Source organism: Bradyrhizobium sp. CCBAU 45321, from assembly GCF_028128975.1.
Classification (GTDB): Bacteria; Pseudomonadota; Alphaproteobacteria; order Rhizobiales; family Xanthobacteraceae; genus Bradyrhizobium; species Bradyrhizobium yuanmingense.
Genome location: NZ_LFKZ01000113.1, coordinates 31,805 through 53,309, shown reverse-complemented (window position 1 = coordinate 53,309; position 21,505 = coordinate 31,805). Strand labels below are relative to the sequence as shown.

Genomic DNA, 21,505 nt, shown 5'->3' with positions numbered 1-21,505 from the left:
GTGACCCGGGTCGCTGATTATTCAGTCTTCGCTCGTGACCGTTACGTGAGAAGCAATGGCCTTCCACGCCCTCGAACACGACCGAACGGTGACCCTGGAACATGCGCAGGCCCCTTTGACCTTTGCCCCGACAATTCCGCGCGACTCCGGCATCGATCGTAGCCATAACTTGGTCTACGGAACATGCGGACCCAGCTGCTCGCGAGATCGACGGATGCTATAGGCAGACCCTATTGGTAGCTGGCCGAGATGCGTCCTACATGTTGCGCGCTCTTCGACACGGGTGCGGCGTTGATACATTCCTGGGCGTATCTACCATCATGGCCTGGACTCTCCAGATCGAGCCTCACGAGCAAGTGCCGCAAGATCGGTTTCGAGCTTCGGTTGAAGCGAGAAAATTGCGTCTATCAACGCCTGCGCCGGTTGCTCAGCGGCCTCAACCAGCGACGCCTTCTCGGCCCGCGCAGAGGGAGCGAACACACGCTTAACGACCGTTGGTGAGCCTTTGAGGCCGCAGTTGGAGGTGTCTTCGACACCGGCTTCGTGCGCGCTCCATTTCACGATTTGGGCGCGCGCGGCACGCAAGGCATCCGCCATCGCGCCGCGCCGGATCTGATTCGTCGCCTCAAGCATGGTGATGAGGCACGGCAATTTGGTTTGCAACACCTGCACACCACCTTCGCAGCGTCGTTCCACTTCAATCGTTTGAGCGGCGAGGTCCAAGGATCTGATCTTCGCAACGTAAGTCAGCTGCCCTACGCCCATTCGCTTTGCGATGCCGGGCCCAACCTGCGCAGTATCGCCATCGATGGTCTGCTTTCCCGTGAAAATGAGATTCGTCGGGCCATAGTCCTTACCGATTTTTCGGATGGCGGTTGCAAGTGCGTACGTTGTGGCCAGTGTGTCGGAGCCCGCAAAGCAGCGATCGGTGAGTAGGACGGCGCGATCGGCACCATAAGCCAGCGCCCTTCGCAAGGACTCATCTGCCGATGGCGGTCCCATGGTAAGCACGGTAATTTCGCCGCCGAACCGATCGCGCAGCTCCAGCGCGGCCTCGAGCGCGAAGAGGTCATATGGGTTGATGATGGTCGGCACTCCCTGGCGCATGATTGTATTGGTCACGGGGTGAACACGGATTTGCGCCGAGTCCGGTACCTGTTTGATGCAGACGACATTGTGCACGATGTTGCTCCAACAGTTGCGATAGCTACGAAGAGAAGAGCAAGTGTTGTACCATCGCTGCCGTTCTGGAATCGGCTCGCTGTCACAAAGGCTTAAACCGGGCTATAAGTCGCTCCAGCCCGCTCTTCCTGACGAACGAATGCCGACACAAGTCAGGGCACCGACAAGGCGGTTCCGCTCGTCACGCCAGCCGAGAGACGCAAGGAATGCTCGCAGGATAACTGCCGCGAACCACCTGCGGGCATCGGGCCGATCGACGGTTAAGCATTGCCGCTCACTCGTCCGCAAAATAGGGATGATAGCTTGTTACATGTTCGAGCTACCGATGGTTCGCCATTGTATGGCCCGCAGGTGAGGCTCCAACTCATGGCGCACAAATCCATGTTGCGCGCGCGCCCACGTCGTCGCCGCAGGCCGGCCCATTCCCTGCAGACTGCGTAGATTGCCTCTTCGGACACGATCTGTTTGGCAGCAGAAGTTCCGGCGGATGTGGTTGTTCAGAACCGCTTTATCTCAACTCCGTATTTTCGCAGCGCATAGCCGATTTGGCGCGGGGTTAGTCCGAGTAGGCGCGCTGCCTTGGCCTGCACCCAGCCAGATTTTTCCATGGCCGCAATGACACGCTCGCGATCGGTCATGCTTGCACCACCAACGAGAACTGTGCCGGCAGGTGCCGGTGGGGCCGGTCCGCAGACAGACTGCGGTGGCAATGTCGTTTGAGCTAGCGGAATGATGGACTTTGCAGGCATCGGCTGCATGGGTACTGCCACGTCGGTCTTGTCATTCGATGTGCTTTTCCAGAGCATCATGGAAAGGCACTGGCCTTGGCAGCATGCAAAGTCACTTCTCACAATCGACGGCCCGGTACACAGCGTCGCTGTTCGCTCGATGCAATTTTCGAGTTCGCGAATATTTCCCGGAAACCCGCAGTTCATCAGTACCTCGATCGCACTCGCCTCCAGGGTGAGCGTACGGCCGTTCTCGCTGTTGAACTTTCTGAGGAACTCTCGGGCTAGCAGCGGAATATCAGTGCGTCTTTCGCGCAGCGGCGGCAACAACAAGGGAACTACGCTAATACGATAGTAGAGGTCCGCGCGGAACTCGCTCCTTGCCACAGCCTCTTCAAGGTTCTTGTTGGTCGCAGCTATGACTCGAACATCGACCTTAATCGTGTGATTGCTACCGACGCGCTCGAACTCCTGCTCTTGCAGAACTCGCAGCAATTTCGCCTGGAACGGAGCTGAGATCTCTCCGATCTCATCCAGAAATAGCGTCCCTTTGTCAGCAAGCTCGAAGCGCCCCTTGCGCGAGCTGACCGCACCGGTAAAGGCACCTTTCTCATGGCCAAACAATTCCGATTCCAGGACCGTCTCTGGCAGCGCCGCGCAATTCAGTTTAACGAACGGTCGTTTAGCGCGGGACGAGGACTCGTGAATGGCCTTGGCTACGAGCTCCTTGCCGGTGCCGGATTCGCCCCGCAGCAGAACCGTGCTGTTCGATTTGGCTACAACCGCAATCTTCTCGAGCAGAGCGCTTAGCGCGGCGCTGTCGCCAATGATCCCGTGGGCGTGAAGCTTCTTGCGCTCGCGAGCGGCCACCTCAAGCTCAACAATCTTCTGTGGCTGGTCTTTGTCCACTAACAATCGTTCGCGATCGCAGGCCAACAAGCGATGTAGCTTGACTGTTTGTCCCACCAAGTTGGCGACCATAGCCAGCAGTCGCGCATCGTACTCGAGCCGAAGACTGGAACTATCGTCCTGGATGCGGTCTGCCGTCAGCGTACCAACCACCCTCGCCTCAATACGAATAGGAACCCCAATAAACGATACGCGCACGCTGTCGGAGGCGCCGAGAAACTCCCGGTCGGCAGCGCTGAAGGCTGGCTCGCCGGCTACGCTCTCGACAATAAGAGGCCCGTCTGTCGCTACGATCTGGGCAATTGCTTTCTGCGGCAGGCACGTGCGGTAACGTTCGTCACTGCCTTCGCTCCAGCCGGCGCCAACGGTAATTTCCGGGATACCGTCATCGTGGAATAGCGAGACGATGCCGTGTCGCATCTGCACAAACGATTGCAGCAGGCCAAGGACCTTGGCCAACGTGACTTCGAGCCGACCAGGGGCGCTGACTATTTTCGATATTTCGAAGATGCCGGCCAGCGCGCTCTCATACGACGGCTGCCCCGAGGGATCACGCTCCGGCTCCGGTTGCGAGGCAGGTCGTTCGCCCGAGGATGGGATGTGCAGCATGAGCCTGTCTCCGTTGTCTTGATTATCCTCCGTGGAGCCATGTTGGGATTGGCGAGCTTCGTTTTGCATGTCACTCTCTGATCTAGCCCCACGTGTTGAGGAGATGACATAGAACCGTGACACCTTATTATGGCACGACACCACACTTGCAATGTGCCCTCGTTTCACTTTTTGCGGATCGTGCGCGTCGTCAGTGGAGAACATACGTGCCGCTGCAGGACACGTCAGCTGCGTCGCCAGAGCGGCGGCTTTACAAATGCTGCCCGCCATTGATCGGCACCTCGGCTCCCGTGACATAACTCGCCGCATCCGAGCACAGGAAGAAGATGACCTTGGCCACTTCATCCGGGGTCCCCACTCTGCGCAGCGGGATACCTGGCACGAGACGGGCTTCCGTGTCTGGCGATAGCATGTCGGTCTTGATTTCGCCGGGCGCGATCGCATTCACACGAATGCCATGCGGCGCATAATCATAGGCCAGCTCGCGGGTGAGGCTCGCAAGCGCCGCTTTCGAGGTCGCATAGGCGCTACCGGCGAATGGGTGCACCCGTGAGCCTGCTATTGAAGTCACATTTACGATTGATCCTGACGCGGCTCTTAGCTCGTCAAACAGACCCTGCGCCAGCAGGATCGGAGCTACCAGATTAAGATGAAACACCCCCATCCAGGTCTCGGTTGACGTGGTCAACGACGTCATCCGATCGCCAGTGGGCGTTTTCGGCGAGACCCCGGCATTATTCACCAGCGCGTGCAAGGGCGCACCAGCCAAGCGCTTCTTGACCTCGGTGATCGCACGCGGCAGCATTCGATGATTGCTGAGGTCGATCTGGAAATGATCGTCATTCCCTGCCTCCCAGGAGCAGCGCTCGCTGTCGAAAGGTTGGCGCGCGCAAGAAATGACACGCCAGCCCGCCTCCGAGAACAGCTTGGCAGTGGCATGACCAATTCCGCGCGATGCCCCCGTGAGCAACATCGTCTTTTGTTCTCTACGATCATCACGCGCTTTATCGGCGTAAACGAGGCAACCCAAATGTGTTTCGGCCAGTGGCTCTCTAATCAGATTGTCATTCGGCAAATCGAGACCCAAGGCCGCCTCCTCTACTGTTAAGCCAGCGGACGATTAGCAGGATTTGCGCCACCGCGGTGCAGGTAAATCACCTCCGCTTTGCGTCCTAACGTCGCGCACGCCGAACACTTGGCCGATTTCAGACAGCCGTGGGTGTGCTTTGTGACAACGATGGCAAATCAGCTACGTAAGCTCTCTAGCACACTCGCCTGCTTCATCACAGGGGACGGGCCGCGCTCGCTTTCTTGATCGCGCAACCGAATGAGCTGCGGCTTGTCGGCGCCTCGCCGAAACCAACGACCGCTCGAGAGCGACCACGGACATTTTGCCGCGCTAACTCCAAAACTGACGTACCAGCCTCGCACGTCAGATTCGTCAATCGTCGATTCCGTTTGTCGCACCCCCTGGGCAGAGTTGGGGATATCGCTGGACGGGTTCGCTCCAGGCACGAGCTGGCGAACTGATATGTTCATCCACGCTCGAGCACTGATCAGCTCCGATTTTTAGCTGACCGAAGGACGACGACGTGCTCCGTCTGCTTAACGCTGCGCAGCACTTTAGGGCGGTTGTTATCGACGTCACGGCTCAAGCGAAGGCACCCCCGCGTCGCTTCGTTCTGCTCTTCGCTGCAAGTTCTCGCCAACAGCATCACGTTGGGCAGACGATTGTCGCCTGTACAAGAACTGGCAGTACTCTTGGATGCAAAGAGCGACAATCAGGTCGATCAAGCGGGCTACAACTTTCATGAAGCCACGAGCTGTTGCGAGTTGTCTTCGACCAAGATCAACCTGCTCGGATCGTTCAACTCGAATTCTATAACGCGTGGAGCAAAGAGACGCGCATAGCGCGTGAAGGCGCTCGTTGGGGGAAAACGGATCACCGTGTCGCAGCGCGCAAGGAGATACATCTCAGTGAGGGCAGAAAAGCCACCTTCGGCTCCGAGGGCGGCGTTGTGCAACGGGCCGGCGTGAGGCGCCTGGAACTGTTTTGGAATCGCAAAAACATCGGGGAATATTGCCGAAACCTGCTCAAGGATGAGCGCGCTGTCCGTGCACAGGAATGCCCTCACAGGCTTCGCATGTGCTAACGCCCTCGCCTTGTCAATGGCATTACAGATCTGTCGAAACGCGCGCTCCGCGTCCGCCCAGTAGGGAGCATGCCCCATAATGTCCTCACCGTTGCCATGCCTGACATGAATGCCGATCACGCTGTACGGCTCAAAGTGCTTGCGGTAGATGGCATCAATCCGAGCCTGAATTGCCGCTCGCGGCTTGATACTCCGAAAGATCTCTCGCTCCGCCTCCTGATCGCAGCGCCACATCAGGCAGGCATCACACACAACCGTGTTAGCGTCACTATCTCTCTGACTTTGGAACAATTGATCGAGTTGGTCGCGTTCCCGGAAGATCTGCTCGTCCGGGCGGTAGACGCAATCGATAGATGGCTTGTTCCACCATGCCGGAAAGAATGGTCCCGGAAACGAACGTTTGTTGATGTCGTCGTCGCAAATCACCGGCACGCCGGCAATGTCTTCGACCGGTTCGAAGAAGACCGGAAAGGCATTGGTGAATGGTTCATCAAGATAGCAAGACCCCCGCCAATCGATGGCTAGCATGCGCCCTGTCTGCTTTGCAAAACGCCAAGCTGCCGCCAGGGACCACAGACAGTCGCCAAAACCCGTACGTCGCCGGGACACTACGAACCGATCATTCATCGCACCGCTAACCATCTCGATTGCCTTTTCGCGCGCTCCTGGTTGGACAAAAGACATCGATACAGACATCTCCCGTCTCTTCTCGCCCGGCGTCACGGTCTGAAATCGCGGTGCCGGCGAGCTGCGTCGGTAGAACTTCATAGCAGGGCTACCCGTGATGGCCGCGTTCTCTCAACACTTTCTGTCAGCGGTGTTGCATCGACCTGCCCGAAGTCCGATGCCCAATGCTCCCTGTGCGTCGGATGGACTGGTCCCCTCACATGCAGGCATAGGAGCGTGGCCATGCTCATGACTTACGGCTATCAAGTTGCGCAACTCCCGTGTCAGATCCTACCGCCAATAAGCCTGAGAGACACTCGCCGCCGCCGTTGATCGCAAGGACGAGACTTTGCTCGAACCCGGACATGGCAAACGCGCTCACGGCATGCGCTTCGTGGTGATTCACGAAGGAAAGTCGGAGACGGATCGATCTCTGCCCCACACTCCCGTGCCAGCAGCTGCGCCGCAACAGTTTGGCGTCCAACGTAACGGGCCGAGAAACAACAGGACGCTCGAGCATGGTTTTGCAACAGGCTTCAGTCGCGTAGAACGCGATGCGGTCGATCTCCCCGAGCTCGACTCCTGCGGTAGACAGGCAGTATCGGATCGAGTTGCTGGGAGACTTGTTGGAGTGCTTGACACAGTTGAGACGCTCCTCTTCGAGAGCAGCAATTGCGCGGCCATCCTGCACAAGAACCGCAGCGCCATCGTGAACAAATGCATTCGGCAGCTCCGGAGAGCTTTCATGGATTCTGTCAAGGTCACCACTCAGTCCCGGGCACAACATCCCGTTCTCCATCGTCATGACGGGAAGGCCAACTGCCGTCCCACCGAACTAACCTGTACAGTCACGCTCCGCCGGTGCGCGGGCCAGACAGCACAACACGAGTTTGCAAGGTCTGTCTCGGCGACTAGCGACAGGCGCTCAGAAATAGGGTGCTGGCGTCCGATGCAGATGGACCGAACAGGCGGCCATAGAGCTGGCTCGATCGCGGCCTCTTAAGGCCGTTGCAGAAGCCGCTGTAACAGACCAGGTCACTCGCGAGCTACCGCGGAAGGGCTGATGACACTTCATCGATTGACTTTCTTCCTTTCGCTCAACTCACGTCAACGCAGCAGGCGCCGCCGAAATAGTGCTGTCGACGCGAAAAATGGCAAGACCGCGTAAACACAGAGCGCACCTACGTGCAGGGCAGCACTGTCGGCGCCGCGCTCAAGCATCGTTGGACGAATAAGGTCGACCGAATGTGCGAGCGGCAACAAGCCGGCAAAATGCTGAAATGAGTCGGGCAGTTGGCTCGTCGGAAAGACCGCGCCACAAAGAAACACCATAGGCGTAAGGACGAGCGACTGGTAAAACACGAAGTAATCGTAAGTTGGCGCAAGAGATATGACGACCATTGCCAGGCTGGCGAAGACAAGGCCCGTAAGGGCGACTGTTGGTATCGCACAAAGAATGGACGTCCAGGATGCATAACCCAGCGCGGCAGCGACAATCCCGATTGCTGTCCCGGCTAGAACGGACTTACTGGCGGCCCACACCAACTCACCTAGAACGATATCGCCGAGCGTGAGCTGTGTGAACAGAATTCCCTCCCAGGTGCGCTTGACACCCATCCTAGCAAAGGCCGCATACAGGGTTTCAAAGGTCGCTGATGTCATCGCGCTGATTGCGACCATACCGGCCGCCAAAAAGGCAATGTACGAAGTCCCCTCAACCCGTCCCACGATGAGTCCGAGGCCAAAGCCAAGGCCCAACAGATTGGTTATGGGGTCTGCGAGATTGCCGAGAAGCGATGCAAGCGCGACTTTCCTCCATCCCAGGAAGTTTCGTCGCCATACCGCGATCCAGTTGTACGCGTTAGCCGGCATCAACGACGCGTAACCATCATCCATTGCTCATTTCTCCATCTCGCGCCCGGTCAACCGCAAAAACACGTCTTCGAGATTCGGGGGACGCTGCAGTACGCGAAGGTTCGCTTGCCCGCGCAGGTGCACGCGGACTTGCTCCGGATATCGCGCGTAACAAAAAAGCGTCTCTCCACTCACTTCGATATGCCGCGCATAAGGCCGGATCAGCTCCCGGAGTTGATTGAGATCACCACCATAGATCTCGATCACGTTGCACCCGATATGCTCGTCGATCAAGGCGTCTGGCTTGCCTTCGGCGATTTTGCATCCACTCTCAAGCACGCATAGCCGATCGCACAGGCGTTCGGCCTCTTCCATGAAGTGAGTGGTCAATAGGATCGTCTTGCCACGCGCAAGCAGGGCCCGCAGACGTTCCCAAATCAGATGGCGTGCATGCGGATCCAGCCCAGTGGTCGGCTCGTCCATCACGAGTAGATCTGGATCGTTAATCAGGGCACGCGCCAGCGTCAGCCGCCGCTTCATGCCACCGGACAACTCGGAGACACGCACGTCCGCCTTGCTTTCAAGGCGCGCAAACTCAAGCAGGGCGGGCGCAACCGCCTCGATCCTGCGAGCGCTCATGCCGAAATAGCGGCCAAACACAAGCAGGTTCTCTCGAACTGTGAACTCGAGCTCAAGGTTGTCGAACTGCGGCACCACCCCGACGCGCACACGCGCCGCACGAGCGCGGGAAGGCACAGGCTCATCGAGGACTGTAATTTTGCCTCCGTCGGGCGAAATCATGCCGAGGAGCATGCGCGCAATCGTACTCTTGCCAGCTCCATTCGGCCCAAGCAGTCCGAAGCACTCTCCGCGCGCAACCGAGAACGACAGGTCGTTGACGATAAGCTTGTCGCCAAATGACTTCTTTACATCGGCAAGGTCGATCGCCACAGTGGACATATTCATCTTAGGCTGACAGAAGTCGTTCCGTGGACGATGGCTTCTTGGCGACCGTTTTGCTCCAGAGCATGCCCTCGCACCAAACATGGTCGACACGCCCCCATTGGCAAGCTGCCGCAGCGTCCGGAAAGAATCCTCGTCCGTGGAGGTTGGCGCTCGTGTTGCAGAGCAGCGGAATGCCCGTGAGTTGCTCAAATTCGACGAGAAGCGCAGCAATTTCGTGAGGAGAGTTGCGGGAAATTGTCTGCAGCCGCGCCGAGCCGTCAAGGTGGACCACCGCCGGGACCTTGTCGCGCCAATTCGCCCGAGTCTGGTGATCGAACAGCATGTAAGGATCTGGCGTGCCCGGGCTGAAGATCTCCGGCGCCCGATCCTCGAGACAGATCGGCGCCACTGGTCGGAAGTGCTCGCGACGTTTAATGTCGTTGAGATGATCCTTCATTGAAGGGCATGTTGGGGCTGCAAGAATGCTTCTACCCCCCAACGCCCGCGGCCCAAGTTCGGCGCACCCGGAAAGAAAGATGACGGGCTTATTGTCGGCAAGAATCGACGCAAGTTCACTCAGACTGCAAGGTGCGGCGTCCCAGTCCGGCGGCACCTCGCTCTCCTGGAGGGCAGGACCACTGTAAACTGACCATTGCAATGGCCCGAAGCCATCCTGCGCTGCCATGGCGCCGCACGCCGCGCCGATTGCCGAGCCGCTGTCATTCGGAAACGGCGGCACCCAGACATCATCGAACAATCCTGTCGCGCGAAGCGCGCTGTTCCATTTGATATTGAGACCGCAACCTCCGGCGACACATAGATTTCGCGCTCCCGGAAGCGACGAATATCTTAGCAGGAGCAGCGCGATTTCCTTAACAAGAAGACGTTCCAGAAACACATGGAACGAGGCGAGGACGTCCTCCGCTCGCTTGGTGGCCAGGCGCAATGCGCTTGCCTCGAAGAACGCGTGCATAGCTGCAAGAGACGATTCCGCATTGTTGATGTCTTCGCGGTAGCGTCGAGCCTGCTCCGTGTCGGCCGCCAAGCGTGTTTCATAAAGCTCCTGAAACACTTCCACGATGCTTTCATCGACGGAGCCAAGCGCGATGTAAGCCATCAGCTTGCCGGCGATGCCCAGATCCCAACTGGAGCGGTTCGGCTGCCGGTATGGCCCGAAGTGAAGGCCCGCGGCAGCATAGGCGTGGCCAATCATCGGAAACAGCGATCCAATGAACCGAGCCCCGCGCGGTTCGACATAGTAAAGACGTGGAAAGATACAGCCATCCCATACCAGACAGAACGAGGGCTTTCCCGCGGCTGCAAAGGGACTGGTGCTATATGCTGACGCGACATGGCCCGTGACATGCGGGTAGCTCTTATATGGAAACTCCTTGCCTCCGAGGAGGAGGCCAACGCCGTCGACCGGATCAAGGAGGCCCTCAGCATGACGCTCGACATATGGCGCGCCTTTTAGCGCGACCTGCACCGCTCCGCTTAGGAGCTGGAACTGCGATTCACTCTCCCCGTCCCAGCCGTCAATGACGAACTGATCGATATCCCGCGGCTCCAGGCCATGCTCCGCCAGGGCGCACACGACTGCATCGAGATTGTCGACGGACTGATAGCGTGGACTGTTGTCGCGCTTCTCTTGCTCAACACAAAAAAGAAGCCGACCGTCTTCGACGACAGCAATTGCTCCGTCATGTGTCAGCTTTATTCCGCAGATGCGCATACGTCCTCCTGGCCTATTGACCGACGTTCGATTGTTCTGACGAGGCGCCCGGCTTCCGAAACCGGACGATCAAGCAGTCTTCGTTTGCCGATCCGGTGCAGCAGTGCCGACGCTCGACCTCCGGTAGGCTCTCGCTAAAGAGAGCGATCACAGTTTCGGCACCAGCAGCATGCCCCCAGCGTTGACATAGTTCATCACGCGCAGACCCGAAAATCAGAGTGCCACCTGGCGCAAGCATACTCACCAGGTTGCGGATAGCCGCATGCATTTCGCTCACGTCTTTGAGGTAGTAAAGAACCTCGGCCACGACAATCAAATCGAACTGCTCAGTGGTCGAGAACCGCTGAATGTCGCAGGTCACCCAAGTAATATGTGACCACTTACTGGTTCGCAGTCGCGCTCGCTCGATTGCCTGCGGCATGACATCCACCACGGTAAGTCGCTCGCATAGCGGCGCCAGCATGTCCGTGAATGCACCGGCTGCACATCCTACTTCGAGGGCAGACGCAGCATCTCCGTTGCCAAACGACATCCGGAGCATTTGCGCGTATCGCTCCTGCTCGAACGAACTACTGTCAAGGCGCCATGGGTCGTCGACAGCTAACTCTCGCTCTAATAGCTGATGGTTCGCGTCCAGATTCATGAGACGACCACTTATTTGTAGGCAGTCGAGCGTTCGCGACCGGAAACACTCTCCATGGCCGCCAGGCTCGATGGACGGTGCGATACCCCCGCTTTATGAATGGCAGTAGGCCCCACCCCTACACTAACCGCACCTCGTCCGGCATTGTGGCGCAGGATCACACGCTGTTTCTCCTCTTCCGCCGGCACATTGGTAACTTTTCGCGATAGCCAATCGCTATTGCTCAATGTACAAAGCGCATAGGCCTTCAATGGTAGTAATAGAAAGATATTGATCGGTGTATGGAGCGAGAAGCCGATAAACCGCAAATCGCGAGCACGAATTGCTGCCACACTGCACCGGACCATAGTCATTGCAGCAATCGTCAGTCCCGTCCACCAGGGTATAGAGCCGCCAATCACGAGCTGTGCAAGCGCAGCAAGTGTTGAAACGGCAAGGAGAAATGGGCCGAGATTTTGCCCGATAACATCTAGGGTCAAATAACCATCGAGCTCTGGCAGCAGGCGCAATGCAAGAAACGTATCTCGAAAGGTACTGCGCGCCCAACGGAGCTGCTGACGCAGATATGGCCCAAGACTGTGCGGGACGACGGTGGCTGCTATCGCGTCTGGGACGTATTCGGTTCGAAACCCCGCCTTGAGCATGAGTATCGTTAGATGGCGGTCCTCGCCGAAATCACTCGGCTTCCCACGAAAGAATTGCGCTTCGTATTGATCAAGAAGCAAGGTGAGTGCGGAACGCCGATACATTGCACATGGGCCGCAGCAACACATGACGGCACCGAAGCGCGCCTGTGCCGCGCGCTCTTCGTTGCACGCGAGCCAATATTCCATATCGATCAGCCTGGTCAGCCAGGTCTGGTCGCGATTACTTGCTATGAGTTGACCCATCGCCGCACCGATTTCCGGGTCATGCATCTTCAATACAAGCTTCGTGACGACGTCGGCAGCAAGAATCGTGTCGGAATCGACGTTGAGAACCAGATCCCCGGATGAGCTGCGTATTGCAGCGATCTGCGCCTTGCGCTTTCCGACGTTGTTGGCCAACAAGATGATATTGAATCTCGGATCGTTGGCATATATCTGGTGTACAGGCGCGACTACGTCGCGGTTTGCAGACCCGTCATCGACCACATAGACCTGCATCTTTCCGGTGTAGTCTTGACTGGCAATCGACTCCAGACATTCGGCAAGCGTGTTTGGATTCTCGTTGAAGCACGGCACGATGACGTCCACAGTAGGAAGGACCACCTCGGCTTGTCCGAGGCTGTCCTGTAGCGGTGAGTTGATCGTCGGCTGGGCATAAAGCGCTTGCACACTCTTATAGATAGTCGAGAGTAGCGCATAACTCGAAACAGCGGCAGCACTGGTTATCGCGAGCAGGTCCATAGGGTGTCAGTTCTTGTTTAGTGAAGTTGAGGGAGTGGACGGATTACAAACCCGCGCCGTTGTAGTGCCGGAATCAGAGATGCCAGCGCCTTCGTGGTCTGATCGCGCAGCGTTGTATCGGTGCACAGTCTATCCTCATCGGGTGGATACCCGTCGTGCAGGAGCACAATTGCGCCCGGGCGAACGTTCGCCAGCACCGAATTCACAATTGTATCAACCCCAGGGCGGGACCAATCTCTCGGGTCGACCGACCAGTGCAGAGCCGTGAGACCAGCGCTCGCAGTCATTCCGAGCACCTGTTGCGTCCATATGCCGTAAGGCGCTCGCATATGCCTGGGCGAGGCCTTCGGGCACGCCAGACGGATCGCCTCGCTCGCGGTCAGCACTTCATCCTGTAGCTCCGCAGGTCCGCATCTGGATAGATCAGGATGGGTCATCGTATGGTTCGCAACCTCATGCCCTTCCGCAATCACTCGTCGGATGAGGTCAGGATGCTCGATCGCGTACGTGCCGATGACGAAGAATGTCGCCGGAACCCGATGTTGCGCCAGCACATCGAGCACCTCTGGCGTACAAAACGGGTTCGGCCCGTCGTCAAAGGTCAAATAGACAGCTCGACTTCCGCTCACGTCAGCGTAGTCGCAGCGGACAGTGGATGGGGTGGAACGCTCTGTCACAACTCTGGCCCGTTCCGATCGATGAAAGTCCCGGCCGGCCATTCGCTTATTGAGCGTCCCAGCGGAAACACCACCACGATCACATCCTCGATGCGGGTCGGCGATAAATTGGGATAGACATCCGGCTGCGTGGAGCGGACGCGAATGCCATGCATCAGGGTGGCGAGCCCCTGCCTTTCGACCAGTCGCGTCATATGTTTCTCAAGCGCCGACCGAACCGTGCCAAAGCTGAATGGAACGCCAAGCTCCTGCAGTACGGGATACATCACGCGCATTGCGTGGCTTATTCCGAGCCCTTCGAGGTCCGGACGCACCGCATACAACCCCAGTTCTGCTACGAGGAGATCGACTTCACTAACTTTGATGAAGCGACGTAGTAGCCCGAGGTGGGCCGCTACCCCGCGCGCGTCGTAACCAATTGCACGGAGCTCCGGTCTTGCGCCGGCCCAACTTCGGCTTCCCTCAAAAGGCTGCGCATTGAACGCACCCGTCGGTCCATAACTCTTGCGGAAAAACTCCGCGAGCTCGGCATGATCGGCGAGCCGCAGCTCGTTCTCCCAACGAAGGCTCCACTGCACTTGAGCGCGCGTAGAAGAACGTTCCGCAGCCGGGGACACGGCAATGTTCATGGCAAGCTTCCTTGCGCCAATGGAATTAAGAGCGAGACGTTCACGTGAACTCGTTAGTCGCCGAACCGCCGATCAATACCGAGATGCGCGGACTTGCTGTGTCGGGGCTCGGCACCGCTCGCCTGCACAGCGCCGCTGGCGCCATGCTCGCGAGGCAGCGAGCGCTCGGTTCGCGCTCCTCATCCGGCCAATGCCTTGCGCGCCATATATCGGAAGATGCCCACGATGCGATTCGACTAGCCAGAACCTGTCTGCACCAAAGAGCTTTTGCGCCTCCTGTCGCATCGATGTCCGTCGCTTTGATCTCTGAGGGCAGGCCATCGACGCGCGGCCCTCATGGACGGCGCTTCGGATCGGCATCAAGTCAAACTGGCTTTCATACATCTTCGACACGCCCCAAATGCACTGGACAGGCGAGCCATTTGGAAAGGCGCCTGGAATTCTTGGCATCCGCAATCTGCGCCTGCCGCTATTCCCTGACACTAGAATGATGCTGAATGCGCTCTCAAGTGTACGCGGGTAAACCTCGAATATGGAAACGGATGGCATCCCCATACCAAGGTTTATCGGACCTCGCTTGCCGACCAAACGAGCGCACTTCGCACGGAGACGCAACACGGCTCGCATGCCGCGCCTGTAGACGCCCATGAAACGGACTCGGCGGCGCGCTCGCACGTCCAGGAGCTTTCCTCTGAGCTCACCTGAACGACCATAAACCATTGTGGTGTGCCTGGTTACTTTTTCAAACTTCAGTTTGCTATTCAACATCCCGCAATTTGGTAAAATCGATTGTTTCGATAGAACACATCCACACGATGGATAGACTCACAACATGCGGTTCAAGGGACTTGATCTAAATCTTCTCGTTGCGCTCGATGCCGTGATGACGGAGCGCAATCTCACAGCGGCGGCTCGCAAAATTAACCTCAGCCAGCCCGCTATGAGCGCTGCGATCGCACGGCTGCGCACCTATTTCCGCGATGAACTATTTACTATGAGAGGTCGAGAGCTTGTCCCGACACCTGGCGCGGAGGCGCTTGCAGGTCCGGTTCGCGAGGCCCTGCTGCACATCCAACTCTCAATCATATCACGCGACGCGTTCGACCCGACTCAGTCTAGTCGGCGCTTCAGGGTCATTCTTTCAGATTTCATGACGATCGTTTTCTTCCGCAGAATTGTGGACCGCATGGCACAAGAAGCTCCCGCCGTGCGGTTCGAATTGCTGCCATTTTCCGATGAACCCGATGAGCTGCTCCGTCGGGGCGAAGTCGACTTTCTCATTCTGCCGGAACTGTTCATGTCGAGTGCGCACCCTAAGGCGACGCTGTTCGACGAGACCCTCGTGTGCGTGGGATGCCGCGCGAACAAACAGCTATCCCGACAGCTTACGTTCGAGAAATACATCTCGATGGGGCACGTTACTGCCAAGTTCGGACGGGCACTGAGACCGAACCTGGAAGAATGGTTTCTGCTTGAGCACGGTCTGAGGAGACGAATTGAGGTGGTCGTGCAGGGCTTTAGCCTGATTCCGCCCATATTGTTAGACACGAGCCGTATCGGCACGATGCCCTTACGACTGGCCAGACACTTCGAAAAGCGGATGCCACTGCGGATCATCGAACCGCCTCTCCCCCTACCCATATTCACAGAGGCCGTGCAGTGGCCCTCGTTCCACAATACCGATCCCGCGAGCATCTGGATGCGGCGGATATTGCTCGAGGAGGCATCCAACATGGCATCTAGTGAGCAAAAGCCTCCAACTCGCAGGCGCTGTTAGGCTTACCGCAAGCTGCGACTCCGAATATCCCAAGCACGCTACAGGCCCTTCGACGTGCTCGGTCCCTTCCTCGCTTCCGCGTCTCCTGGCGAGACACTGCCACGACCTCACAATGCAGCGATCCGTTTGCGAAGACTTTTCTAAGCGTGGTGACTTCCCAGGTGTTGTTTGATGGGCTCGCGCCGCGTTCAGGGCTCCCCCTGGCACTGTCGCGGATAGAACACACCTCCATTACAAATGTTTAGCTTGGCCCATAAAATGGCTTGAATCGCACATTGCGTCAGGTTGTAGGTTGACCGTCGCGACTAGCGCTGCACGACGCAGCCGTCGACGGAGCGCTTTGGGGACCTCACGGCGCTCACGGACGCTGGGATGATCTGCCATCAGCGAGCTGAACGGACCAGCTACGTGGTCGGCCGAAACCGGCGAGACGGATCAGCTTGGAGGTTCCTGAAGCTTTCCCGCCACGGCCGATCGGCTTACCGCTTGCCGTCCATTCTTGTGGTCATTTCGCGAGCTTCTTGTCGTGATGGCAGGGTTGAGCCGATGTCCATTCGGGCGAGCCAGGACGATTGCTCCAGACGCAGCCGCCACCGCACGCTTTTTCGCAGCAAGGACGTTTGCGCCGGATAAGAAGAGATGCGTTTCAAAGGTCTGGATCTAAATCTTCTCGTTGCGCTGGATGCTCTGATAACTGAGCGCAATCTCACCTCAGCGGCGCGTAGCATCAATCTCAGTCAGCCGGCCATGAGCGCAGCCGTTGCCCGGTTGCGCACATATTTTGGCGATGAACTGTTTGGGATGAGGGGGCGCGAACTTGTCTTGACCTCGCGCGCGGAAGGGCTCGCAGCTCCTGTACGCCAGGCTCTGATGCACATTGAACTCTCAATTATGGCGCGAGATGTCTTCGATCCAGCTCGATCGAGCCGGCGGTTCAGGATCGCCCTTTCTGATTTCATAACAGTTGTATTCTTAAAAAATGTCGTGGAGCGCGTCACACGAGAAGCCCCCACCGTCAGCTTCGAACTGGCGGCGCCGACCGCTGAGCACGAGGAGCTCCTCCGCCGCGGCGAAGTCGATTTTGTTATCCTGCCAGATTCTCTCATGTCCAGCGCGCACCCCAGGGCGGCCCTATTTGAGGAGAGACTCGTCTGCGTAGGCTGCTGCACGAACAGGGAATTACAACGCGGGCTTACATTCGATCGATATGTGTCGATGGGTCACGTTGCAGTTAAGCACGGAGGCGCGCCCCACGCGCCAGTTGAGCAATCATTTTTAATCGATCTCGGTCCTACTCGGCGCATCGACATTCTCGTGCAGAGCTTCAGCATGATCCCGCCCCTCCTTGTTGGGACGAACCGCATAGGCACGATGCCATTAGGGCTCGTGAGGCATTTCCAAAAGACGATGCCTCTTCAGATTGTCGAGCTTCCGGATCCATTCCCCGCCTTCACTGAAGCGGTCCAATGGCCCGCACTTCACAACAATGACCCGGAAAGCCTGTGGATACGGGAGATATTGTTCGAGGAGGCCACGCGCATGGCAACTGCACAAGAGCCCCCCGTCACCAGCACTCCGGAAGGAGCGGGCAGTGCCGGAAAATTCGCACAATCCGTCTCGCCGTTGCCGTAAGGACGTTCGTGAAGTCTACGAACCTCAAATTCCAACACTTACACACTATTTCTTTGCCTGCCTTGCTCTCCTCGTCCCGGGACAAAGACCCTCCGGGCGCGCGGGGTCCTTGAGACGTTCTTGATTTTCTTTCGCGCGTTGGGGTTAGGCGAGATGTCACAAACGCAGAGTGTTGGCCTGGCTTTAGAGACGGAGCAGCAGGTTCGCGCTTAGGCCAGGCGTTTACGTTGCAACGGCGGCCGCCAATCCCGTCTCTCGAGAAGGCAGGACCGGCACGGGATCCTCTCGTCAACTCTCCGGGTTAGTAGTTGCTCCCGATGAATGGAGGCGATCGGCTTCTTTGGAGTCGCAACAAAATGCATCGTGAGCATAGAGGTCGTCGATCATAAAGACGAAGCAAGCATCCGCGCTCGCGTGTGGCGCTATGGCATCACTCTACAGTACACAGCATCCCCATCGCTCTGCGCCGCAGGTATGACTTCTTTTGGCCCTACCGCAGCCAAACGTCTTGACGACCTGCGCTGCCCTGGACCCAATTCAAACAAGGAGCTGAAGGTTGAAGCTATCCAGCGGCGTGTTCGATCCAGAAGAGCTTTCTGCCCTCGGACGACTTTATGACAGCGCCATCGACGCGCTACCCCCATCGATGCGGAGTCCAGAGAATCGCACGGCAATCGCCAAGCTCATCCTGGAGCGTACAGTGGCTGGCGAGACTCAACTGGCATGCCTTGCGAACTTGTTGATCACCCTTTCCCCTCAGGGTTGATCCGCCGCCATTCTAAGGATAGTCACCACTCTCGCGCTGGAGAATGGAAGACGATTCAGGCTGACGCTTAGAAGCAGCTTGAATCATACGTGACGTCAGGTTGTAGGCTTCAAAATTGAACAACATGAACAAACCTACACCAAGAAGGCGTCGATGGCGCATTGGCGAACTTGCAGAGGCGACCGGAGTAACGGTACGCACGCTGCACCATTATGAGCACACAGGACTCCTAGCAGCCACAGAGCGTACTGACGGCGGCCACCGGATGTATGACCGCGAAAGCCTGCAGCGGGTTCAGCAGATTCGCGCGCTGCGCGAGCTTGGCTTCTCACTTGTCGAGATCCGTAAAGCCATGGAGGGCACGACTTCTCTCACGGACCTGCTGCGCAAACATTTAGAGCGCATAGAACTTCAAGTCGCTCGAGCAACTCTGTTGCGCGACCGTTTGCGCAACATGACCATCGACGGCGAGGCGCAAGTAAGTGTGGATGAGCTGCCTGCCACTCTGAATGCCATGTCGCGAGTCGAGACGCGTAGTCAAACGTCCCCATGCATCTGCAATTTAGCTTCAGAGCGCGAGGACCGGTGGCGGCGAATCCGTGACGACCTTCGCGATTGCATGGATCGGCGCGAGCCCCCTTGCGGTGAGCGCGCAAAGGCTGTCGCAGTTGCAGCACGCTTGCTGATCAGCGAAATCGCCGGCGCCGATTCACGCGTTTCGATGATCCTGAAGGTACTTGCACGACTGAGCGCCCCCCGCGCTCTGGCTGGTTGGGATCCCTGCCTGATGCAATATCTCGATCTCGCCCTTGGCGGGTTGGAGGATTAGCCGTACTGACCCGTTCATGGCCGTTTCCACACGTCGGTTGAAGGCAACCTGACAATGCTAGGTTGATCGGCCGCGCTCTGATGCGGGCTGAAAGCTTTACGAGCTTAAGCGAACAAATGGTCATGGCCCGCCGATGCGCGCTCCTGACGCACCCATGCCCCTTAAAACGGCTTGATCCGCACGTAACGTCAAATTGTAGACTCTACGGAAATTGGAAGCTGGTCGAACCAACGCACGTTCGGCTTGGAGCAGCCTTGACCTGCAGGGGTGTCTGATCACAACCACTTGGGATCACTTCAGTGAGCATTGAAGGCTATACAATTGCAAATACGCAGCGCGCTTCTGTTGCAAGTGCGGCGATTCTCTTCTGCGCTCTCGCCGCCCCGCTTGCGCGCGGTTCTGAAGTAAAGATCGCCGTGGCTGGCCCAATGACTGGAAGCAGCGCCGCGTTCGGCGCGCAAATGCGCGATGGTGCAGCTGCGGCGGTTGAGGACTTGAACGCTTGGGGCCTACTTCCGGATAATGCCAAAGTTATATTGAGGGTCGCTGACGACGCCTGCGATCCAAGGCAAGCTGTCGCAGTTGCGAATAAGCTCGCGACAGAGCGCGTCCTGTTGGTGGTTGGCCATTTTTGTTCCTCTTCGTCGATCCCGGCCTCCGACATCTACGCTGAAGCAGGCATCGTTCAGGTGTCACCAGGCTCGTCAACTCCTCAGCTAACAGAGCGCGGCCTTAAGACTGTCTTTCGGATCTCCGGCCGCGACGACCAACAGGGAACAGTGCCGCCGAGTACATTCACGTGAACCATCCCAACGAGAACATCGCGGTGCTCGACGACAAGAGCACTGCTGGAAAGGGCATTGCCGACGTGGTCGAAGCCCAGCTTCATCGATTCGGACGACAAGTCAGTCGGCAAAGCTATGTTGCAGGTGAACGGGACTTCAGAGCGCTAGTCTCAAGAATGAAAAAGATCGAGTGCGCGTCGCCTATATCGGCGGCTATCATACGGAAATCGGATTGTTTGTGCGCCAGGCATCAGATTCAAAAGCAGACTTCATAGTCATGGCAAACGATCCGCTGATGACCTCTGAATTCTGGGCGATTACCGGCAGCGCTGGGAATGGCACATTGTTTACCTTCATGCCCAATCCCGCCGGGAGTGCCAAGGCGGCCGGCGTGGTCGCCGGACTCAAAGCTTCCGGCCTGTCCGGTGAAGGCTACACACTATACGCCTATGCAGCTGTGCAAGCCTGGGCAGAGGCGGTGAACCGGAGCGGCTCCTTCCATGCTACGCGGGTCACCAGCGCACTTCGTTCACGGCCGGTCGACACCGTAATTGGCCCGGTCCGGTTCGACAAAAAGGGAGACAACTCGGCTTCTGGATTTTTGGTCTACCGCTGGCGCGACGGCCGTGTTGAACGTGTCAAGAAGTACTGATTGGCACGCACCGCCGGCTCCAAACGCAATGTATCACGAATGACGAGACGCCCTCAGAACGTTATCGCAGCGATACTCGCTAGCTCTTTAATACTTGCTGCTTTCGGAGCGTTTTTCGCGTTCGCGGCGGCGCTCGCAGAGCTAGCTAGGGTCGAGCTGACGGAGGTGCTACGTCCGATGATAGACAATTAGCAGCCCCGTTGTCCTGATCCGTCCGGCAGCACAGGACCGCTGAGCGGTCGACTACAGTTCTGGCGGGTCTGAAGGCATGACCTTTCTGCGCCAAGCGATTGAAGGTTCAGGACGAGGAACGCGAAGCCAACGAGTTTACAGTCACGCAATGGCTCAGATGGGGGCCGCGTTCGCTACTTCGATCAAACTGATAGCCGGATCGCCATTGACGCATTCTCCTGTACCGATCATATCGCGCAAGCTCGGATCCACGCAGGGAAGAGAGAGCGGGACGGCATGAAGCAATCAGGGCCCATTACATAGGCTATAGCCGGGTATTGCGGGTAACCACAGCTGGTGGATCGTCGGCGCCGAGATTGCATGTCTGTCTCTTCGGCTCGGGACTACGGCAGAGCTTCTTCGGCTCCATTTCAAAGCTATTCGCAAACGTGCAGCCCTGCGACTTTTCTTTGTCAATCATGATCGGTGATCAACGGATCAGCAACCCTGCCCGACATCCCTTATGCTCTGAGCCCAGACCGCGGGAAAAACCAGTTAACCGGCTCCCATGAAGGCGGTGAGGCTGCTCGCGGGCGCTATCAACGAACTGGATGCATCCCATCAACACTTTCGATTGTACTAATTCAACCCAAACACCGCATAAGTCGACGCCGGATTACGGAAAGAACAGTCCACGAATGTCTCGTGACAATGGCTCTTTGCAGGTTGGTCGCAGCTCAATTCGCGTCTGTCGTGGCTGCATCACGCAATGTTTGAC

Annotated in this window: 18 protein-coding genes; 6 read left to right on the top strand and 12 right to left on the bottom strand. The window is 57.6% G+C overall.

Annotation, left to right across the window (positions count from 1 at the left end):
- Positions 1-318: 318 nt before the first annotated feature.
- From ACM43_RS13835 to ACM43_RS13780, 12 genes are all read right to left on the bottom strand, one after another.
- Positions 319-1,182 carry an electron transfer flavoprotein subunit beta/FixA family protein gene (locus tag ACM43_RS13835; protein ID WP_036030720.1) on the bottom strand — a complete coding sequence of 288 codons (864 nt, stop codon included), beginning with the start codon at positions 1,180-1,182 and terminating at the stop codon, positions 319-321.
- 497 nt (positions 1,183-1,679) lie between these two features.
- Positions 1,680-3,428: a nif-specific transcriptional activator NifA gene (nifA, locus tag ACM43_RS13830; protein ID WP_420886580.1), complete on the bottom strand. Its 1,749-nt coding sequence runs from the start codon at positions 3,426-3,428 to the stop codon at positions 1,680-1,682.
- A 250-nt stretch (positions 3,429-3,678) separates the two neighbouring features.
- Complete coding sequence (locus ACM43_RS13825) at positions 3,679-4,515, bottom strand: SDR family NAD(P)-dependent oxidoreductase (protein ID WP_036030714.1); 837 nt, start codon at positions 4,513-4,515, stop codon at positions 3,679-3,681.
- A gap of 721 nt (positions 4,516-5,236) precedes the next feature.
- Entirely contained in the window at positions 5,237-6,349 is a 1,113-nt protein-coding gene (locus ACM43_RS13820; protein WP_081493063.1) for a nodulation protein NodZ, read from the bottom strand.
- Positions 6,350-6,494: 145 nt separating this feature from the next.
- Entirely contained in the window at positions 6,495-7,052 is a 558-nt protein-coding gene (locus ACM43_RS13815; RefSeq protein ID WP_271540672.1) for a carbamoyltransferase N-terminal domain-containing protein, read from the bottom strand.
- 302 nt (positions 7,053-7,354) lie between these two features.
- On the bottom strand, positions 7,355-8,143 hold the full coding sequence (locus ACM43_RS13810; protein ID WP_036030707.1) for an ABC transporter permease: 789 nt from the start codon (positions 8,141-8,143) through the stop codon (positions 7,355-7,357).
- 3 nt (positions 8,144-8,146) lie between these two features.
- Positions 8,147-9,067 (bottom strand): nodulation factor ABC transporter ATP-binding protein NodI, encoded by a 921-nt coding sequence (gene nodI / locus ACM43_RS13805; RefSeq protein ID WP_074448273.1) that lies wholly within the window; start codon positions 9,065-9,067, stop codon positions 8,147-8,149.
- A gap of 1 nt (position 9,068) precedes the next feature.
- A complete protein-coding gene (gene nodU, locus ACM43_RS13800) occupies positions 9,069-10,778 on the bottom strand; it encodes a nodulation protein NodU (RefSeq protein ID WP_036030702.1) in 1,710 nt (569 codons plus the stop codon).
- Between the two features lie 13 nt (positions 10,779-10,791).
- Complete coding sequence (nodS, locus tag ACM43_RS13795) at positions 10,792-11,421, bottom strand: nodulation methyltransferase NodS (protein WP_036030699.1); 630 nt, start codon at positions 11,419-11,421, stop codon at positions 10,792-10,794.
- Positions 11,422-11,432: 11 nt separating this feature from the next.
- Positions 11,433-12,809 (bottom strand): chitooligosaccharide synthase NodC, encoded by a 1,377-nt coding sequence (gene nodC, locus ACM43_RS13790; protein WP_036030696.1) that lies wholly within the window; start codon positions 12,807-12,809, stop codon positions 11,433-11,435.
- A gap of 17 nt (positions 12,810-12,826) precedes the next feature.
- Positions 12,827-13,486, bottom strand: coding sequence for a chitooligosaccharide deacetylase NodB (gene nodB / locus ACM43_RS13785; protein WP_271540667.1), 660 nt, complete (start codon positions 13,484-13,486; stop codon positions 12,827-12,829).
- The gene (locus ACM43_RS13780; RefSeq protein WP_036030691.1) at positions 13,483-14,115 is read right to left on the bottom strand and encodes a NodA family N-acyltransferase; all 633 of its coding nucleotides are present in this window, start codon (positions 14,113-14,115) and stop codon (positions 13,483-13,485) included. Before ACM43_RS13780 ends, nodB begins: the two co-directional genes overlap by 4 nt.
- Positions 14,116-14,947: 832 nt before the next feature.
- Between ACM43_RS13780 and nodD1 the strand changes: the two genes are divergently transcribed.
- The 6 genes from nodD1 to ACM43_RS13750 all read left to right on the top strand — a co-directional run bounded on the left by nodD1 (position 14,948) and on the right by ACM43_RS13750 (position 20,556).
- On the top strand, positions 14,948-15,892 hold the full coding sequence (gene nodD1, locus ACM43_RS13775) for a transcriptional regulator NodD1 (protein ID WP_271540664.1): 945 nt from the start codon (positions 14,948-14,950) through the stop codon (positions 15,890-15,892).
- Positions 15,893-16,531: 639 nt separating this feature from the next.
- On the top strand, positions 16,532-17,524 hold the full coding sequence (nodD2, locus tag ACM43_RS13770) for a transcriptional regulator NodD2 (RefSeq protein WP_036030685.1): 993 nt from the start codon (positions 16,532-16,534) through the stop codon (positions 17,522-17,524).
- A 556-nt stretch (positions 17,525-18,080) separates the two neighbouring features.
- Positions 18,081-18,290, top strand: coding sequence for a hypothetical protein (locus ACM43_RS13765; RefSeq protein ID WP_036030681.1), 210 nt, complete (start codon positions 18,081-18,083; stop codon positions 18,288-18,290).
- Positions 18,291-18,414: 124 nt separating this feature from the next.
- Positions 18,415-19,119, top strand: coding sequence for a MerR family transcriptional regulator (locus ACM43_RS13760; RefSeq protein ID WP_271540678.1), 705 nt, complete (start codon positions 18,415-18,417; stop codon positions 19,117-19,119).
- A gap of 299 nt (positions 19,120-19,418) precedes the next feature.
- Positions 19,419-19,922, top strand: coding sequence for a branched-chain amino acid ABC transporter substrate-binding protein (locus ACM43_RS13755; RefSeq protein ID WP_271540661.1), 504 nt, complete (start codon positions 19,419-19,421; stop codon positions 19,920-19,922).
- Between the two features lie 172 nt (positions 19,923-20,094).
- Positions 20,095-20,556 (top strand): ABC transporter substrate-binding protein, encoded by a 462-nt coding sequence (locus tag ACM43_RS13750; protein WP_271540659.1) that lies wholly within the window; start codon positions 20,095-20,097, stop codon positions 20,554-20,556.
- Positions 20,557-21,505 lie beyond the last annotated feature (949 nt).

Excerpts from the sequence above, each read along its gene's own strand:
- nodD2 (WP_036030685.1), top strand. The coding sequence starts at position 16,532 with ATGCGTTTCAAAGGTCTGGATCTAAATCTTCTCGTTGCGCTGGATGCT.
- ACM43_RS13820 (WP_081493063.1), bottom strand. The coding sequence starts at position 6,349 with ATGAAGTTCTACCGACGCAGCTCGCCGGCACCGCGATTTCAGACCGTG.
- ACM43_RS13780 (WP_036030691.1), bottom strand. The coding sequence starts at position 14,115 with ATGAACATTGCCGTGTCCCCGGCTGCGGAACGTTCTTCTACGCGCGCT.
- ACM43_RS13815 (WP_271540672.1), bottom strand. The coding sequence starts at position 7,052 with ATGACGATGGAGAACGGGATGTTGTGCCCGGGACTGAGTGGTGACCTT.
- nodC (WP_036030696.1), bottom strand. The coding sequence starts at position 12,809 with ATGGACCTGCTCGCGATAACCAGTGCTGCCGCTGTTTCGAGTTATGCG.
- nodD1 (WP_271540664.1), top strand. The coding sequence starts at position 14,948 with ATGCGGTTCAAGGGACTTGATCTAAATCTTCTCGTTGCGCTCGATGCC.
- nodU (WP_036030702.1), bottom strand. The coding sequence starts at position 10,778 with ATGCGCATCTGCGGAATAAAGCTGACACATGACGGAGCAATTGCTGTC.
- ACM43_RS13810 (WP_036030707.1), bottom strand. The coding sequence starts at position 8,143 with ATGGATGATGGTTACGCGTCGTTGATGCCGGCTAACGCGTACAACTGG.
- ACM43_RS13760 (WP_271540678.1), top strand. The coding sequence starts at position 18,415 with ATGAACAAACCTACACCAAGAAGGCGTCGATGGCGCATTGGCGAACTT.
- nodI (WP_074448273.1), bottom strand. The coding sequence starts at position 9,067 with ATGAATATGTCCACTGTGGCGATCGACCTTGCCGATGTAAAGAAGTCA.
- nodS (WP_036030699.1), bottom strand. The coding sequence starts at position 11,421 with ATGAATCTGGACGCGAACCATCAGCTATTAGAGCGAGAGTTAGCTGTC.
- nifA (WP_420886580.1), bottom strand. The coding sequence starts at position 3,428 with ATGCTGCACATCCCATCCTCGGGCGAACGACCTGCCTCGCAACCGGAG.